The sequence below is a fragment of the Streptomyces sp. TP-A0356 genome (genome assembly GCF_001417775.1).
Taxonomy (GTDB): domain Bacteria; phylum Actinomycetota; class Actinomycetes; order Streptomycetales; family Streptomycetaceae; genus Streptomyces.
The window spans coordinates 265,444-281,518 of sequence record NZ_BBZJ01000015.1; the positions used below are offsets into that span (position 1 = coordinate 265,444).

The following is a 16,075-nucleotide window of genomic DNA, read 5'->3' on the forward strand; positions in this document are numbered from 1 at the left end:
GCGTCATTACAGAAGCAACGCGGGCGAAGGGCAGCGCGCGGGCGCGGGGTCCATGGGTCCGGGTACGGACGGCCGGGAGCGGAGATGCGGAGTCACACGGTAAGTACAGCGGTCACGCTCTGTGCCAGCGCAGCACTCGTGGCGGCGGTGGGAACGGCGTCCGCCGCTCCGGGGGCGTCGCCGTCGGCCGCGCACTCCGTGAACCAGGCCGGGCGTCCCGTGCTCGTCGACTGTGTCTGGCACGCGCAGGTGCACCCGGACGACTTCATGATCGCCTGTGGTGACGGCAACAGCCGTCTCGTCTCGCTCCATTGGTCGCAGTGGGACCCGAACTCGGCAGTGGCCAACGGCCTCAACGTGGTGAACGACTGCAAGCCGTACTGCGCGGCGGGCAAGTTCCACTCCTATCCGGTCGTCGTGCGGCTCGACCACCCGCAGCCCTGGAAGAAGCACCCGAAGCTGCAGCACTACACCCAGATGAGCCTCGTCTACCTCGACGACAGGCCGGACGGGTTCGAGCGAGTGGTGATCTATCCGCTGTGGAACTGACCTCGTCCGCGGGCGGCCACGAGATCCCGAGGTGTTGAGTGGGGGTAAACCCCACGCCCAGCGCACCGCCTGAGCCGCCATCCGCTGCGAGTAGGGCCACAGCTCTGCATGAGTCCCTCGGCAGGCGCTGCAGACGGCTTCGTGAGACCCCGTCAGGTCTCTGGGGGGTATGCCACGAGTACCGCGTTTGCACCCGTCCGGCTGCCCAAGATCACACCTTAGGCATATCCGACATGACAGATATAAGGGGGCGTCAGTACGTTCATCGCAGGTCGGCTGCCCGGCCGGCGTCTGCGAGACAGAAAGAAGTGACATGCCCACGCGTACCTTCGCCGTGGCCGCCGCCGTAGTAGGCGCGGCGGCCCTCGCCACCACCGGCATCACCTACGCCTCGACCGCCGGATCACCTCAGGCCGCCCAGCCCGCCCACCGCGCGGCCCCCGCGCCCGCGCACCGCGCCCCCGCGCCCGCCCACCGCGCCGCCCCGCCCGTCCAGCATCCCGCTCCCGCCACCGCTCCCCTCGGCGGCAGCGGCGAGGACGGCAAGAAGGACGAGGGCCGGGACCGGGACCGGGAGGGCCGTGACCGAGAGGGCCGGGACCGGGACCGGGAGGGCGGGCGCCGCCACGAGCGCAGGGAGGAGGGAAGAATCTACTTCAACGAACGGACGTACTCGGCCTTCACGGAGGGCTGCGTGACCGCGGCCAGCGGGCTGGGCTCCAGCAGCTTCAGCATCTTCAACGACAGCAAGAAGGTCGTAGAGGTCTACCGCGGGTTCACCTGCGACAACGGCGCTCCGGTCGCCACCGTGGGACCCTACGGCGCCACCAACGGCGTAGTGACCCGTACCTTCAGCGCGGGCCAGTTCGGTGACACGTTCAATCTCAATGGGGGTGGGTTCGGCGACGACGGTGTCGTGGGCAGCTTCCGGGTGATCGGTCACCACGACGACTGGTGACAGCGCCTCCGGAGGTTGGGGAGGACGCCGGCCCACCGGAATCGGGCCGGCGTCGTCACGAAACAGGGGAACAGCGCCGGGGCGCAGTCCCATGTCCGGCCTTCGCCGGTCGGCGTCCGGCGGTCGTCCAGTGCGCCTCCCGGCATGTTTACGTTCCGCACCCCGGGTCACCCGGTGTCGTGACACCGAAGTCAACCGCGACTTGGAGTGAGCAACAGTGGCTGGAGAGCAGAAGGCCAAGGCCAAGATGGAACAGGCCAAGGGCAAGGTCAAGGAGACGGCCGGCCGCGCGGTCGGCAATGAGAAGCTGACCGCCGAGGGGCAGGCCGAGAAGTCCAAGGGCGATGCCCGCCAGGCGAAGGAGAAGACCAAGGACGCCTTCCGGCGCTGATCGAGCCGCCGTAAGCGAGACACTCCAGGGGACCTCCGTCCATCGGGCGGGGGTCCCCCTGCTCGTGCGGGAGCCGCCCGCGCCCCCGGTCACGCGACGATGTGCGTGGGGCGCGATTCAGGGGTCCACGGCCGCCATCCCGGCCTCGTCGTCCACAGCGAGTACTCCGTCTGCACTGCCGTGATCGGGTGGACGGCGTTCGCACGGCGGATCGTCTCGGCCCCCGCCTCGCTCAGGCCGACGCGATTCGGCGTCCTCCACTGAACTGCCGGCCCGCTGCCGGACCCGTCACGGGCCCGGGCCCGGGCTCTCGGGAGCCGCCGGGCACCCGGACGGAGCAGCGCAGAGCCGCTTCATCGGGCGTCCCGGCAGTGCAGATCGCGCGGTCAGGAGCACCCGTCGGACCCCTCCAGGACGGCACGGGCCGCCGGGCGATCTTGGGCCGGTTCGCACACCCTGATCCCGGGGCCGCCCGCCCACGCCGGGCAACCGCTCCGCGTGCAGGTCGCCCCACCCGCCGTCCCGAGAGACCCCCGAACAAGGAAGCACGGCAATGACAGTGACGACGAACGCGCTCATCCCGGCGCTGCAAGACGCCCGGAAGGCCCATGCGGCAGTCATCGAAAGGTTCCGGGCGGACATGGCCGTCATCCCCGTCGGCCCGCACCGCCACACACTGGAACGCCACGTCGCCGACGCCCAGGTAGACATCACCCGCCTCGACAACCACGTACGCGCCATCCGGCCCCGGCACCTGCTGCGCGACACCGTCGAGATCGTCCGCACCCTGGCGTCCGGCGTCGGCCGTCTGGCCCGGATCCCGCTGGAGGCCGGCACGATGATCGCGGACGGCCTGCTCGGGGGCGGACGCCCGACCACGGATCGCCGGCTGCTGAGAATCACCGAGTGCGAGTACGCGGCCGCCGCTCACGCGCTCGCGGCCTGCCGAGCCGGGGAGAGCATCGCCGCTCTCGCCGATGACGAGAGGGCCATGGACCTGCTCGGCGCGCTGCGTCGGCAGGACGAGGAGCTTCTGCAGAGGCTGGAGAACAGCCTCGAACAGCTGGCCCAGGCCATGGCCGACACATCGGCCGCCGACGGCCGGTGGATCCGGACCGACGACGCCCGCACCGGCACGACACCGCACCTGGCCGGAGTGCAGCGCCCCCAGGCCTGGCCGGATCACCGTTCGCCCACGGACACCCGCGTCGACCCCCGCCCGACAGGTACCGGACTGCACTCAGGGTCACCGACAGCGCGAGGAGCTCAGTAGCACCTCCACGGCACCGCACCAGCGACCACCCCGCCGGCCCCGCGGACCGGCGGCCGACGGGGCACCCCCGCCCAGAATCAAGGAAAGGCAGGAGTACATGGCCAGCAGCACGGAGACCGGCCACACCACCGGGACCAAGGACAAGGACTACAACCTGATCTGGTTCGTCGAGGCATGTCTGAGCAACGCCCTGCGGATGGAGACATACATCCAGGACGCGGAACGCGAGAACGACAAAGAGCTGGCTGAGCTGTTCCGCAAGGCGCAGGCCGACAGCCGCAAGGGAGCCGAGATCGGCAAGCAGCTGCTGCGCACCCGTCTCGGCTGACCCGAGCGGTTGCGCGAGGGCCGGGGTCTCCCCGCCCCGGCCCTCCCGGTCGCCGGGCAGCCACACGTGCCGCCGCACGGCCGACGGGCCGGTTCCACTGCACCGGCCCGTCGGCCGAACGCCTCACCGGATCTCGGTGCCCGCTGCGGCGTGCACCCCGGCTCCGACCGGTACCGGCTCCATCGCCTCGTCCCGGTGGTCGGAGACCACCGTGCCGGGGCCGTCGTCCTGAGCGGACCGGACGTGCACCGTCACTCCGTACCGCCAGGCGTATTCCACGCTGCGCAGCGCCAGCACCCTCGCCCCGGCGGCCGCCAGCTCCCACATCTCCTCGTAGGTGAGGTGGCGCAGCAGGCGCGCCCCCGGTACGAGCCTGGGATCGGCGGTGTAGACGCCGTCCACGTCGGTGTAGATCTCGCACACGTCGGCCTTGAGGGCCGCGGCCAGGGCGATCGCCGTGGTGTCGGATCCGCCGCGGCCCAGGGTGGTGAGCTCGTCCGTCTCCCGGCTGATGCCCTGGAAGCCCGCCACGAGCACGATCACGCCACGGTCCAGGAGCCGCCGTATCCGCTCGGGCCTGACGTCGACGATCCGGGCTTCGCCGTGCACCGAGGTCGTGATCACACCGGCCTGGGCGCCCGAGAACGAGCAGGCCTGGGCGCCGAGCGCGTGAATGGCCATGGCCATGAGGGGGTTGGAGACCTGCTCACCCGATGCCAGCAGCATGTCCAGCTCGCGTGGGGGTGGAGCGGGATCCACCTCGCGGGCGAGCCCCAGCAGTCGGTCGGTGGTGTCGCCCATGGCGGACACCACGACGACGACGTCGTGACCGGCCGCATGGGCCGCGACGACGCGCCGTGCGGCGTGTTTGATCCGATCGGTGCTCCAGACCGAGGAGCCGCCGTACTTCTGGACGATGAGGGCCATCTCGGACACCTCCCGGCGGAGCGCCCCAGGGGGCGGTTCACCGTGCCGGGCCGGGGCGGACGGAGGACGCAGGACGACACGCGAAGACGGCTTCGACGAGGATCGCGCACGCCGTGTCCACCACCTCGGCGGTGACGTTGAGCGGGGGCAGGATGCGTACGACGGCGTCCTCGCGCCCGCCGCGTTCGACGATGAGCCCGTGGCGCAACGCGTGGCTCTGGACCGCGGACGCGACCGTGGTGGCGGGCCGGCCACTGTCGGGATCGGCCATCTCGATCCCCCACATCAGGCCCAGACCCCGCACCTCGCGGACCCACGGGCAGCCGGACAGCACCGCGAGCCGGTCCGCGATCTGCTCGCCCCGCCGCCGGACGTTCGCGAGCACGCCGTCGCGCCGAATGACGCGGATCGCCTCCACGCCCGCGGCGAAGGCGAGTTGGTTCCCGCGGAAGGTACCGATGTGCGCGCCGGGCGCCCAGGTGTCCAGTGCGGCGTCGTACAGGATGACGGAGACCGGCAGACCGATGCCGCTCAGGGCCTTGGACGCCAGGACGACGTCCGGCTCGATGCCGTACTGCTCGAAGGCGAACCACGTCCCGGTGCGCCCGCAGCCCGTCTGCACCTCGTCCACTACGAGCGGGATGCCGAGGGAGCGGGTCAGCGACCGCACGCGCCGTACGAAGTCCCTGCCGGGGATCACGACGCCGCCCTCGCCCTGCACGAGTTCGAGGATCACGGCCGCCGGGGGCGGGATGCCGCCGTTGCTGTCGTGCAGCGCCCGTTCCAGATCCGCGGCGCAGTCCGCGGTGCAGCGGCCCGGGACCGGTCCCGGGGTGCCGCTCCCGCAGGAGCAGTACGGGAAGAAGTGGACGCCCGGCATACCGTTGCGCACGGGTGCCTTCTGGGAGACCAGGCCGCTGAGCGCCATGGCCGCGTGCGTACTGCCGTGGAAGGCGCCCCGGAAGGAGACGATGTCGCCGCGGTCCGTGGCGATCTTGCACAGCTTGACGGCCGCCTCGACCGCGTTGGCTCCCGTCGGCCCGCAGAAGTGGATCTTCATGCGCCTTCTCAACTCAGGTGCGAGCATGGACAGTTGGGCCTCGGTGAAGGCGTCCTTGGCGGGTGTGGGGAAGTCCAGTCCGTGGGTGAGCGAGCCGAGCTGCCGGATCACGGCCTCGACCAGGTCGGGATGGTTGTGTCCCAGTGAGAGCACTCCGGCACCGCCGAGGAAGTCGATGAAGACGTTTCCGTCGACGTCCCGGACGAAGCTTCCGTCGCCCTCGGCCAGCGCGATGGGGAGATGACGGGGATAGGTACGGGCGTTGGACTCCCGGCGTTCCTGGCGCGAGAGGAGTGCGGCGGAGCGCGGTCCGGGCAGGTCGCCCATGACGTGCGGCGCCGTCGGGTGACCTGGGAGGAGGAAGGTGGTCATGAGGGGCCTCCGGGGTTGTGCGGGACGGCCGGTGCGCTGTCGCGGCGGGGGGCCGCGGGAATGCCCCGCCAGCGGGTTCCCGCGGGCAGTGATTCGCCCTTCATGGCCAGGGACATGGCGTCCAGGCAGGCGCCCTCCCCCACCCGCGCGTCGTACAGGACGACGGACCGGGTGCCGACCGAGGCATTCGCCTCGACGCTGACCCTGGACATCTTCATCACCCGGTCCTCGAACAGATGGGTCTGCAGGGAGGTGACTTCACCGACGGCGGCGTCATCACCGACCCGGACCAGGTCGAACTCGGTCAGATACGTGGTGGACAGCCAGACGCGCCGTCCGATGCGGGCGCCGAACAGACGCAGCACCAGGACCGCCCAGGGGCTGCCGATGACGAGGTTCATGACGAGCGGTACGACGAGGTTCTCGTACAGGCCGGTGATCAGTTCGGTGCGCCGCACCCAGACGCTCCACAGCGGCTCGACCCGTGGCCGGTAGCGGCCGATGACCAGCCACTTGAGGATCACTGCCACAACGAGGCAGACCAGGGCCGCCTCGAACAGCAGGGCAGGTCCGAGCAGGACCACCGCGAGCGGCGGAAGGACCGCCGCCAGCGACATCCAGGTGGAGAGGACGGCCAGGATCCCTAGTGTGCTGACGGTCCCGGGGAGGCTCACCCGGAAGTACTCGATGGCGAGACGTGCCGCGATGAGGGTGCGGGTGGGGAGGTAGGTCAGGGTCGGGGGGAAGTCCTGGCTGGCCTGGCGGCTGGGCAGGAAGATCGCGGGCGACCCGAGCCAGGTGGTCTCGGGGCCGGTGGGCCTGGGTGGCGCGAGAGAGTGGACGCCCAGCAGGCTGTTGTCGCCCAGTCGGTGGGAGCCCGGGAGCAGTGCGCCGTTGCCGACGAACCCGCGCCGTCCTATCTCCGCCGGTGCGATGGCGATGCGCCCCCGGTGGAAGACCGCGGATCCGACCACGCTGACGTCCGCCAGGAAGCACTGCTCCCCGGTGACGAGCATGTCGGGGTCGACGAAGTTGACGGTCGCCACCTCCGACCAGCGCCCGGTGCGCGCTCCCATCGCACGCAGGAACGGGACGAGGTAGAGGGTGGAGTACAGCGCCTGGGTCATGGTGAGGCTGACGAACATCAGCGCGTCGATGATCCATTTGCGTACCCCGAAGCCACTGCGCTCGGCATGGATACCGGTCGGGGTCCTCGGCATCACCGCGCGCTTGACGACGAGGACGCACAGACAGGTGGCCAGGACGACCAGGGGCCCGGCAGCGGCGGTGGACAGGACGGCCCATCCGATGCCGTGCCGCAGAGCCGTGTACTCGACGAGCGTGGCGGCCGACCCGATGACCAGCAGCGGGATGAACAGGACCAGCAGCGCGGCCGCGACGTGTCCGGCCAGCACGCGGACCGGCCAGGCCGCGTCATCGGCCTGCGCGGCCATGTCCTGCAACAGGGCCGGGGGCGCGTCCTGTCGGGTGGCGGGGGAACCGGCCCAGTGTTCGTGCGGCCGGACCACGGCGTCCTCGGGTACGAGGGACTGCTCGCCGACCGAGGCGTGGTCGCCGATGACGGCGCCGGGCTGCACCACGCTGTTGGCCCCGACGAAGGCGCCGGTTCCGATCCGGACGGGCGCCAGCCGCAACCGGCCGTCTTCGACCGTGTACGTCTGCAGGCGTACGCCGTACCCGATGCCCACGCCGTCGCCGATCTCCAGCAGGGTGAGCGGCGCGAGGACGACCTGCAGATGACAGCCCCGGCCGACGCGGGCGCCCAGCAGCCGCAGGCAGGGAGCGAGCAGCGGCGAGCCGCTCAGGAGGCGCAGCGGTGTCATGGCGAGCAGCCTGCCGTGGAGCCAGAACCGCAGGTAGGTGATGCCCCACAGCGGATAGGTCCCCGCGCGGACGCCGGTCATCAGCAACCGGCAGACCACCATGGGCAGCAGGAGGAGGGTGACCGCCAGCCACACCGTCTCCAGGGCGACGAACGCCGCCAGGGGCATATGGACGAGGGTGTGCAGGATGCCACCGGCCGCCGTCCCCGGGAGGGGGCCGTGCCAGGCGGCGTACTGCCGGTAGGGCACGAGGACCACCGCGATGCCCGGCAGCAGCAACCACGCGTACAGGCTCGCCAGTTGCGCCATTCCGCAGGCCATGACCCGCGCGGTGGAATGGCACCGGGCGGGTGGCGACGAGGGCGGTGACGGCCCCGTGGCGTCCGCCGCCCCGGCGCCCTCGTCGATGAAGGCGGCGAGGCCCCGGACGGTGGGGTGGGCGTACAGGTCGCCCATGGCCACGTCTCTCGTGCCCGGGTCCTGGCGCATCCGAGAGATGAGGACGGCGGCGCTCATGGAGTGGCCGCCCAGGTCACGGAAGAAGTCGTCCTCGACGGAGATCCGGTCGCAGCCGAGAGCACCCTGCCACAGCTCCGTCAGCCGGCCTTCCAGGGGTGTCGCGGCGGCGACGTGCGGGCGGGAGCGGCGGGCGAGCGGCGGTGACGTCGGGGCAGGGAGCCTGGCGCGGTCCACCTTGTCCGCGGCGAGCAGCGGAAGCGCGGGAAGGACCTCCACGAACGCGGGAATCATGTACTCGGGCAACCTGCGCCGCAACGCCGTGCGCAGGCGTTCGCGGAGAACGTCGTCCGTCTCCGCGACCGAGCGGTCGTGGAGCGTGACATAACCGATCAGGTCCTGTGCGACACCGTCCCGTTCCCGCGGTGCGACGACCGCGCTCTCGACGGCTTCGTCCTCTCGCAGGATCTCCTCGATCTCGGCGAGTTCGATGCGGTAGCCGCGGATCTTCACCTGGGTGTCGGCACGGCCGAGGTACTCGATCTCGCCGGTGGCCGTGAATCTGCCCCGGTCGCCCGTGCGGTAGATCCGGGGTACCTCGGCGCGGTCGCGCGTCACGGGGTTGGGCACGAAGCGTTCGGCGGTGAGGCCGGAGCGGTTGACATAGCCGATCGCCACGCCGGGCCCGCCGATGCAGATCTCCCCGCTGTCGCCCGCGCCGACCGGTCGCAGCCGGTCGTCCATGATGTAGACGCGGTACGTGGGCAGCGGAGTGCCGATCGTGACGGGCCGGTGCGGATGGAGCTCGGCGCAGGTGGCGGTCACGGTGGTCTCGGTCGGCCCGTAGGCGTTGAGGATGCGGCGGTCCGGACGCCACCAGCGGCGTACCAGGTCGGGAGGGCAGGCCTCGCCGCTTACGAGCAGGCTGCGCAGGCTGGGAACCTCCGCGTCGAGGGTGGTCAGCAGAGTGGGCACACAGCACAGCACCGTGATCTCGTGTTCGGCGAGGAAGGCACCGAGTTCCGGTCCGGCGAGCTTGGCGCCGGTCGGGCCCGCGACCAGAGTGGCCCCCGCCATCCACGCCGGCCAGATCTCCTCGATGGCGAAGTCGAAGGCGATCGACAGGCCTTGGTACACCCGGTCCTCGCCGGTCACACGGTAGATCGGTGCGACGACCCGCAGGAAGTTGACGATGCTCGCGTGGGACACGGCCACCCCCTTGGGCCTGCCCGTCGTACCCGAGGTGTAGATGACGTAGCACTCGGCCCGCGGCGCGACGTCGACGGCCGGGCGACTGTCCGGCTGGACGGACAGGTGGTCCTCGGCACGGTCGAGCTCCAGCACGGCGCAGGGCAGGTCCCGGGTTCGTGCACGCTGGTCCGACGCGGTCACCAGCTCGCGCAGGCCGGCATCGCGTGCGATGTACGCCAGACGGTCGGCGGGGAAGGACGGATCGAGCGGCACATACGTCGCCCCTGCCTTGAGCACGCCCAGGAGGGCGACGTAGGTCTCGCAGGACCGCTCCAGCAGGATCCCTATGCGGTCCCCGGCTGCCGTCCCACGTGCCATGAGCAGATGCGCCAGCCGGTTGGATCGGCGGTCGAGCTCCGCGTAGGCGAGGCTCCGCGTGCCGCAGATCACGGCGGTGGCCGACGGCCTGCGGTCGCAGGTGCGCGCGAAGAAGTCGCCCAGAGCCCGCATCGAGGGAAGACAGTCGCTCGGCGCCGGGGGAAGGCGGTCGTCGGACGGCGGGCCCACACGGGCCCCAGCGTCGTCCACATCATCGCGGGCGTCGAGGAAGATGCGCTTGCTCATGACGTCCTCCGCGAGGTGAATCACCCCACGCTTCGATGCTACGAAGAGGGCGGTTAACCTCCGCAAAGACATGGGTTAGGCGACGGTAAACGTCGCAGAAGCCGCGCTGCGTGGGGTGTTCGTGGGCTGCCGCTCAGCGACCGGGAGCGCCTCGATGCTCTGGGCCGGCCGCACAGGGGGGGCGGCTTCGGCGGCCTTGCGGGCCGGCGTCCGCCGGAGCTCGGCGGGAGCGGCCACTTCGGCGTCGGCGCCAGGCGAGGCCGTAGAGGCTGTAGGGGTCGAGGCCCTAGCAGCCCCCCTCGCACGTCCGGGAGCCCGCCACGTTCTGCGGCTCACCGAGGGAGCTGGTGGGTGCGGCGGAAGTCGCCGGGGTTGGTGCCGGTGTGCCGGGTGAAGAACTTGCCGAAGTTGGTGGGCTCGGAGAAGCCGAGTCGGCGGGCGATGGTCGCGACGGGTTCGTCGCTGTGCGCGAGCAGGCGCTGGGCCTCCAGGGCCACCCGGGTGTCGATGACCAGTTTGACGGGTTGCCCGGTGGCGGCCTGGCAGGCGCGGGTCAGGGTCCTGACGCTGCAGCCGAGGCGCCGGGCGTAGTCCTCGGCGCGCCGGGTGGTGGCGTAGGACCGCTCCAGTTCGCCGCGGAAGCGGGTGTAGATCTCACCGCCGGCGTACGGGTCTCCCCTCTCGCCCCGCCTCCGCAGCCGGTCGATGTGCAAGAGAACGGCGGCGAGCAGGAGTTGGAGGATCTGCGGCGACACCGCGCCGTCCGGCCTGGTGACCTCGGCCCGCATCTGGGCCAGCAGGGTGGACAGGGCGGTGTAGTCCGCGCCGGCACCCAGCTGCCAGCAGACCGGGCCGTACCACTCGTCGACCAGCCGGTCGGTGCCGCCGATGTGGGGCGGGAAGGCGGGCGTGAACAGCAGGTGTGTGCCGTTCATCGTGCCCGGGCGGCCGAAGCGCTGTACCTGCCCGGGGTGGACCCACAGCAGTGTGCCGGGGCGGCAGGCGTGGGTGACGAAGTCGACGGTGTGCTCGCCGCTGCCCTCGGTGATCAGGGTGACGGTGTGGAAGTCGACCCGGTGGACATGCTCCAGGCTGCCGTCGCTCACACGGCCGTGCAGCGTCTCCAGATCGGTGATCTCCAGGCCGGGGACGGGCGTGGTCGGCGGACCGAAGCCGAATCCGGGGATCGGTCTGCCATCCCTGCGAGGGAGGTCGGCGTCGTCGGTATTCGCCATGATGATGATCTCGTTCATGTGGTTCAGGTCGTCGACAAGGGCTCTCGGTTGGATTCCACAGCTCTTCCGTGTCCACAGCTCTTTCGTGTCCACAGCTCTTTCGTGTCCACAGGCCATCTGGCCCCGACGACAGTCTGAATGCCACCACCCCGTCGATCGAGGCCGGACACGGTCTGCGCGCCGGAGCGGACGTCCCGAACTGCCGGCGAACCGGTGACACCCGCCGTACCGCGTGTGCCCGCCCGTCGCCAGGGCATCCGGACTGCGGGAGGTCGAGATGAACACGAGTGCCATGGCCCGCACCGGTCGGAGCCGGGCCCGGCGCGCGGCGCGGAGCCCGGTGACCCGGGGCGCCGCCCGGGCGGGGCTGACCGCGCGCGGAGTGATCTACCTGCTGATCGGCGTGCTCGCGCTGAGGATCGCCTTCGGCGACGGCACACAGCAGGCCGACCGCAGCGGCGCGCTCGCCGAGATCGCGCGGGAGCCGTTCGGTGACGTGCTCCTGTGGGCGCTGGGCATCGGGCTGGTCGGCATGGCGGTGTGGCGGCTGTCCGAGGCCGTGGTGGGCTCGGTCGGGCCGGACGGACACGAGGCGAAGAAGAGGCTGCTGGCGCTGGTCCGGTGCGGGTTCTACGCCTTCGTCGCCTACTCGGTGCTGTCGTTCGCGGCAGGTTCCGGCAGCGGAAGCCGATCGAGCGACGAGCAGTCCCGGGACGTCACGGCCAAGGCGCTGGGGATGCCCGGCGGGCAGTGGATCGTCGGTGCCGCCGCGGTCGGCGTCATCGTGGCGGGCGTGTGGATCGGTGTCCGGGCCGTGCGGCGTGACTACCACGACGAACTCAAGCTGGGCGAGATGTCCCCCAGGGCTCGGCGGCTCGTGGATGTCGCCGGGGTGGGCGGCGGTGCGGCACGCGGTCTGGTGTTCGCCGCGGCGGGGGTCTTCGCGGTGCGCGCGGCGATCGACTACCGGCCCGACCGGGCCAAAGGGCTCGACGACACGCTGCGCTCGTTCGCCGACACACCGTTCGGGCCGTGGCTGCTGGCGCTGGTCGCCGCCGGTGTCGCGCTGTTCGGCGTGTTCTCCTTCGCGCTGGCGCGGTGGGGCCGGGTCTGAGCGCGAGCTCCGAGAAGCGGGTTCTGGTACTGCTGCCCTCTGGGACCCAGGTGGCCACCGCTTCGGGACGAGCGCGGCGGGAGCCGGCCGCGACCGTCCCCGGAGACGGTTGCGGCCGGTGCCGCACGGGCGTTACCTGGAAGTATCCGGCGGTGAGGCGAGAGCACCCGGGGCCACGGCGGAGACCGGCAGCCCACGCTCTCCGTGCGTCGCCCGGTGGCAGCTCGGCCGTCGCCGCCGTCATCCAGGGTTCGACGCGGAGGTGACCCAGGTGAAAGCCGTCGTCTATGAGAAGCCGTTCAGCGTGGCTGTCAGGGACGTCGAAGATCCCTCGATCCAGCACCCCAACGATGTGATCGTACGCGTCACGTCGAGCGCGATCTGCGGATCCGACCTGCACATGTACGAGGGCCGCACGGCGGCCGAGCCGGGCATCGTCTTCGGACACGAGAACCTCGGCATCATCGAGGAGGTCGGTCCGGGCGTGGTCTCCCTGGCCAAGGGCGACCGCGTGGTGATGCCCTTCAATGTCGCGTGCGGATTCTGCAAGAACTGCCTCGCCGGGGAGACGGGCTTCTGTCTGACCGTCAATCCCGGCTTCGCCGGCGGAGCCTACGGATACGTGGCCATGGGCCCGTACAAGGGCGGTCAGGCGGAGCGGCTGCGCGTGCCCTTCGCCGATTTCAACTGCCTGAAGCTGCCGCCGGGCGATGAGTTCGAGACAGATTTCATCCTGCTCGCCGACATCTTCCCGACCGGCTACCACGGATGCGAGCTCGCCCAGGTGTCCCCGGGCGAGAGCGTGGCCGTCTTCGGCGCCGGCCCCGTGGGGTTGATGTCCGCCTACTCCGCGCTGCTGCGCGGTGCGTCGAAGGTGTTCTCCGTCGACCGGGTGCCCGAGCGGCTCGCCAAGGCGGAGGAGATCGGGGCCATCCCCATCGACTTCACCAAGGGCGACCCGGCCGAGCAGATCAAGGAACAGACGGAGGGTGAAGGAACCGACAAGGGCGTGGACGCCGTCGGGTACCAGGCCCAGGCGCACGACGCGAGCCACGAGGAACCCGCCATCGTCCTCAACGAGCTCGTCGAGACGGTGCGGGCGACCGGCAGGCTCGGCGTACCGGGTCTGTATGTGCCCTCCGACCCGGGCGGACCCGACGAACACGCCAAGCACGGCCAGCTCCTGGTCTCCATCGGCAAGATGTTCGAGAAGGGCCAGAAGATGGGCACCGGTCAGTGCAACGTCAAGCGGTACAACCGCCAGCTGCGTGACCTGATCATCGCCGGGCGCGCCAAGCCCAGCTTCGTCGTCTCCCATGAGCTGCCGCTGGAGCAGGCGCCACAGGCATACGAGAAGTTCGACAAGCGGATCGAGGGCTACACCAAGGTGGTACTGCACCCAGGTCACGAACTCGCGGCATGAGGAACGGGTGCCCTCGCCTCCGGTCCGGGCCCTCGCCGTGTCCGGGCCGGCAACCTGCGCCGGGCCGAGGCCCGGTGCGGGCCGCGCCCGGCGGCTGTGACCAACCCGGTCATCCACCCGGGGGGCGGAAGGAGGTGCGCGATGCCCGATTCGACGGAGGACCGCACGGCCGAACGCGTCCGGCGTTTCCTCGACGCCGGATACCCCGACGCCCGCCCCGTCGAGGCGGCGGTGGAAGGGGCCGTCTACCGGCTCGGCGGCGGCACGGTGGCCAAGGTGTGGGAGCACCGCCGGGGGCCCGAGCTGCAGCGGATGCAGCGGTTCTACGCGGATGCCGCGGACCATCTGCCGTTCGACGCGCCGCAGATCATCGCTGTGGAGGACATCGCCGGGGTCCCGATGACCGTGGAACGGGAGCTGACCGGCCACCCGCTGGCCGGCAAGGTCCGCACCGACGAGCCCGAGGTGCTGCCGGAAGCGGTCGACTGCCTGGTCGGCGTGCTGCGTGCCCTCGCGGCCGCCCACGATGTCGGCGAGGTGAGGCAACTGCCCGTCCTGGACGAGGAACGCCCCCTGTGGCAGGGCCACAGCTCCTTCGGCTCCGCCCTCGCCGACCTCATCGACCGGCGGGTCGGCCGCTGCGGGGAACGGTTCGCCGCACACGTCACCGACTTCGACGGCAAGCGCGCGCGTCTCGTCGCCCAGCTGCGTGCGCTGCCCGGGACCACCGAGGCCGTCGTCCACGGTGACGTCTTCCCGGAGACGGTCCTGGTCGACGACGATCTGCGGCCCCGCGCCCTCGTGGACTACGGCTTCCTGTCCACGGCCGGCGACCCCCGGTTCGACGCCGCTGTCACCGCGGCGATCTTCCCGACGGACACCGAGCACGCACAGGAGATCACCGGGCAGCTCACCGCGCGGTTCGCCGACGAGTTCGGCTACGGGATCGACGACCTGCTGCTCTTCCGGGCCGCCTACGCGATGGCCACGAGCGACGCCTTCGCCCCGGGCGGCGGTGACGAGCACTTCGCCTGGTGCGCCTCCGTGCTCAACGACCCCGCCGTGGCCGAGGCCCTGTCCCGGTGACGTACCCGTACCGGCCGGGCCCCGCCTGTCAGGCCCCTGCCCTCGCGACCTGCCTTCGCGGACGGTGGGGCCGCCCTGGCCGACAGTCGACAGCCTCGTAGCCCCATAGCCCCGTAGGCCCATAGGCCCGTGCCATCCGTCCATTGCCCACTCGACCTTCGACGGAGTCGCCGTGAAATTCGGAATCGCGACCTTCATCACCGACCAGGGAATCCGCCCGGTCCCACTCGGCAAGGCGCTGGAGGAGCGAGCGTTCGACTCGTTGTTCATCGCCGAGCACTCGCACATTCCGGTGGACCGTCGGTCGCCCTACCCCGGCGGCGGCGAGTTGCCGGAGATCTACTACCGCACGCTCGACCCCTTCGTCGCCCTGAGCGCGATCAGCGCGGTCACCGAGCGGCTCCTGCTGGCCACCGGGATCGCGCTGATCCCGCAGCGCGACCCGATCATCACCGCCAAGGAGGTGGCCTCGCTCGACGTGATCTCGGACGGCCGCGTGATCTTCGGCATCGGCATCGGCTGGAACCGCGAGGAGATGAGGAACCACGGCGCCGACCCCTCGACCCGGGGGCGGCTCACCGATGAGCGCCTGCGTGCCATCCGGGAGCTGTGGACCAAGGAGAAGGCCGAGTTCCACGGCGAGTTCGTGGACTTCGATCCCGTCTACTCCTGGCCCAAGCCGGTGCAGCGTCCCCATCCGCCGATCTACGTCGGCGGGGGCGAGGGCGCGTTCCCGCGGGTGGTGCAGTTGGGTGACGCGTGGCTGGCCAACAGCGTGCCGCCCGACGAGCTCGGTCCGAAGATCGAGCGGCTGCGTGCGCTCGCCGGCCGGGACGTGCCGGTGACGGTGTACGCGGTTCCCGGCGACCCGGAGCAGGTCAAGGGCTACATCGCCCTGGGGGTCGAGCGGCTGCTGTTCTACCTGCCGACGATGCCCGAACGCGAAACGCTGGAGGAACTCGACCGGCTGGCCGAGGTCGCGGCCCCCTTCCGCTGAGGAGTGGAGGACGACGAGAGCGGTTGCGAGGTGCCGGTGATGGCGTCGAGGATCCGGGGCGCGCCTTCGTACACGCAGTACACGCGGGTCGGCTACCGGCGGGGATGTCGTCGGCAGCCGACAGTCAGGTGCCGGCATGCCAGGGTCCCGATCGGCCAAGCGCGGCGGCGCCCCAAGCTCACACAGGGAACGGGACGGCGTCCCCGGTCGGTTCCGGCCGTGGACGCTCGCACCGCGGCCGCCGTGG

13 protein-coding genes and 1 pseudogene are annotated in these 16,075 nt (G+C 71.0%); 9 read left to right on the forward strand and 5 right to left on the reverse strand.

Going from position 1 to position 16,075, the window contains the following annotated elements:
- Positions 1–84: 84 nt before the first annotated feature.
- From ASC56_RS09755 to ASC56_RS37790, 3 genes are all read left to right on the forward strand, one after another.
- Positions 85–549 (forward strand): hypothetical protein, encoded by a 465-nt coding sequence (locus tag ASC56_RS09755; RefSeq protein ID WP_055490859.1) that lies wholly within the window; start codon positions 85–87, stop codon positions 547–549.
- Between the two features lie 313 nt (positions 550–862).
- Positions 863–1,507 carry a hypothetical protein gene (locus ASC56_RS09760; protein ID WP_055490860.1) on the forward strand — a complete coding sequence of 215 codons (645 nt, stop codon included), beginning with the start codon at positions 863–865 and terminating at the stop codon, positions 1,505–1,507.
- A 217-nt stretch (positions 1,508–1,724) separates the two neighbouring features.
- Positions 1,725–1,898, forward strand: coding sequence for a CsbD family protein (locus tag ASC56_RS37790; RefSeq protein WP_079102398.1), 174 nt, complete (start codon positions 1,725–1,727; stop codon positions 1,896–1,898).
- A gap of 140 nt (positions 1,899–2,038) precedes the next feature.
- Here the strand turns inward: ASC56_RS37790 and ASC56_RS41750 are convergent.
- Positions 2,039–2,140: pseudogene (locus ASC56_RS41750) on the reverse strand (aldo/keto reductase); the annotation flags it as partial.
- Between the two features lie 311 nt (positions 2,141–2,451).
- On the opposite strand from ASC56_RS41750, the gene ASC56_RS09765 reads away from it, so the two are divergent.
- Positions 2,452–3,171, forward strand: coding sequence for a hypothetical protein (locus ASC56_RS09765; protein WP_055490861.1), 720 nt, complete (start codon positions 2,452–2,454; stop codon positions 3,169–3,171).
- Between the two features lie 97 nt (positions 3,172–3,268).
- The gene (locus tag ASC56_RS09770; RefSeq protein ID WP_055490862.1) at positions 3,269–3,499 is read left to right on the forward strand and encodes a hypothetical protein; all 231 of its coding nucleotides are present in this window, start codon (positions 3,269–3,271) and stop codon (positions 3,497–3,499) included.
- 123 nt (positions 3,500–3,622) lie between these two features.
- On the opposite strand, the gene ASC56_RS09775 is transcribed toward ASC56_RS09770, so the two are convergent.
- The 4 genes from ASC56_RS09775 to ASC56_RS09790 all read right to left on the reverse strand — a co-directional run bounded on the left by ASC56_RS09775 (position 3,623) and on the right by ASC56_RS09790 (position 11,226).
- Entirely contained in the window at positions 3,623–4,426 is an 804-nt protein-coding gene (locus ASC56_RS09775) for an aspartate kinase (RefSeq protein WP_055490863.1), read from the reverse strand.
- Positions 4,427–4,463: 37 nt separating this feature from the next.
- Complete coding sequence (locus tag ASC56_RS09780) at positions 4,464–5,858, reverse strand: aspartate aminotransferase family protein (RefSeq protein ID WP_055490864.1); 1,395 nt, start codon at positions 5,856–5,858, stop codon at positions 4,464–4,466.
- Positions 5,855–9,973 (reverse strand): Pls/PosA family non-ribosomal peptide synthetase, encoded by a 4,119-nt coding sequence (locus tag ASC56_RS09785; RefSeq protein WP_234376907.1) that lies wholly within the window; start codon positions 9,971–9,973, stop codon positions 5,855–5,857. The genes ASC56_RS09780 and ASC56_RS09785 overlap by 4 nt, the downstream gene beginning before the upstream one ends.
- A gap of 332 nt (positions 9,974–10,305) precedes the next feature.
- Positions 10,306–11,226: an AraC family transcriptional regulator gene (locus ASC56_RS09790; protein WP_371330047.1), complete on the reverse strand. Its 921-nt coding sequence runs from the start codon at positions 11,224–11,226 to the stop codon at positions 10,306–10,308.
- A gap of 259 nt (positions 11,227–11,485) precedes the next feature.
- Here ASC56_RS09790 and ASC56_RS09795 point away from each other — a divergent pair, with 259 nt between their 5' ends.
- The 4 genes from ASC56_RS09795 (at position 11,486) to ASC56_RS09810 (ending at position 15,828) form a co-directional block, all read left to right on the forward strand.
- On the forward strand, positions 11,486–12,322 hold the full coding sequence (locus ASC56_RS09795; RefSeq protein ID WP_055490866.1) for a DUF1206 domain-containing protein: 837 nt from the start codon (positions 11,486–11,488) through the stop codon (positions 12,320–12,322).
- Between the two features lie 271 nt (positions 12,323–12,593).
- A complete protein-coding gene (locus tag ASC56_RS09800; RefSeq protein ID WP_055491077.1) occupies positions 12,594–13,745 on the forward strand; it encodes a glutathione-independent formaldehyde dehydrogenase in 1,152 nt (383 codons plus the stop codon).
- Positions 13,746–13,886: 141 nt separating this feature from the next.
- Positions 13,887–14,831, forward strand: a complete 945-nt coding sequence (locus ASC56_RS09805) for a phosphotransferase family protein (protein ID WP_055490867.1) — start codon at positions 13,887–13,889, stop codon at positions 14,829–14,831.
- 172 nt (positions 14,832–15,003) lie between these two features.
- Positions 15,004–15,828, forward strand: a complete 825-nt coding sequence (locus ASC56_RS09810) for an LLM class F420-dependent oxidoreductase (RefSeq protein WP_055490868.1) — start codon at positions 15,004–15,006, stop codon at positions 15,826–15,828.
- Positions 15,829–16,075 lie beyond the last annotated feature (247 nt).

Excerpts from the sequence above, each read along its gene's own strand:
- ASC56_RS09755 (WP_055490859.1), top strand. The coding sequence starts at position 85 with ATGCGGAGTCACACGGTAAGTACAGCGGTCACGCTCTGTGCCAGCGCA.
- ASC56_RS09760 (WP_055490860.1), top strand. The coding sequence starts at position 863 with ATGCCCACGCGTACCTTCGCCGTGGCCGCCGCCGTAGTAGGCGCGGCG.
- ASC56_RS09765 (WP_055490861.1), top strand. The coding sequence starts at position 2,452 with ATGACAGTGACGACGAACGCGCTCATCCCGGCGCTGCAAGACGCCCGG.
- ASC56_RS09770 (WP_055490862.1), top strand. The coding sequence starts at position 3,269 with ATGGCCAGCAGCACGGAGACCGGCCACACCACCGGGACCAAGGACAAG.
- ASC56_RS09775 (WP_055490863.1), bottom strand. The coding sequence starts at position 4,426 with ATGGCCCTCATCGTCCAGAAGTACGGCGGCTCCTCGGTCTGGAGCACC.
- ASC56_RS09780 (WP_055490864.1), bottom strand. The coding sequence starts at position 5,858 with ATGACCACCTTCCTCCTCCCAGGTCACCCGACGGCGCCGCACGTCATG.
- ASC56_RS09785 (WP_234376907.1), bottom strand. The coding sequence starts at position 9,973 with ATGAGCAAGCGCATCTTCCTCGACGCCCGCGATGATGTGGACGACGCT.
- ASC56_RS09790 (WP_371330047.1), bottom strand. The coding sequence starts at position 11,226 with ATGAACGAGATCATCATCATGGCGAATACCGACGACGCCGACCTCCCT.
- ASC56_RS09795 (WP_055490866.1), top strand. The coding sequence starts at position 11,486 with ATGAACACGAGTGCCATGGCCCGCACCGGTCGGAGCCGGGCCCGGCGC.
- ASC56_RS09805 (WP_055490867.1), top strand. The coding sequence starts at position 13,887 with ATGCCCGATTCGACGGAGGACCGCACGGCCGAACGCGTCCGGCGTTTC.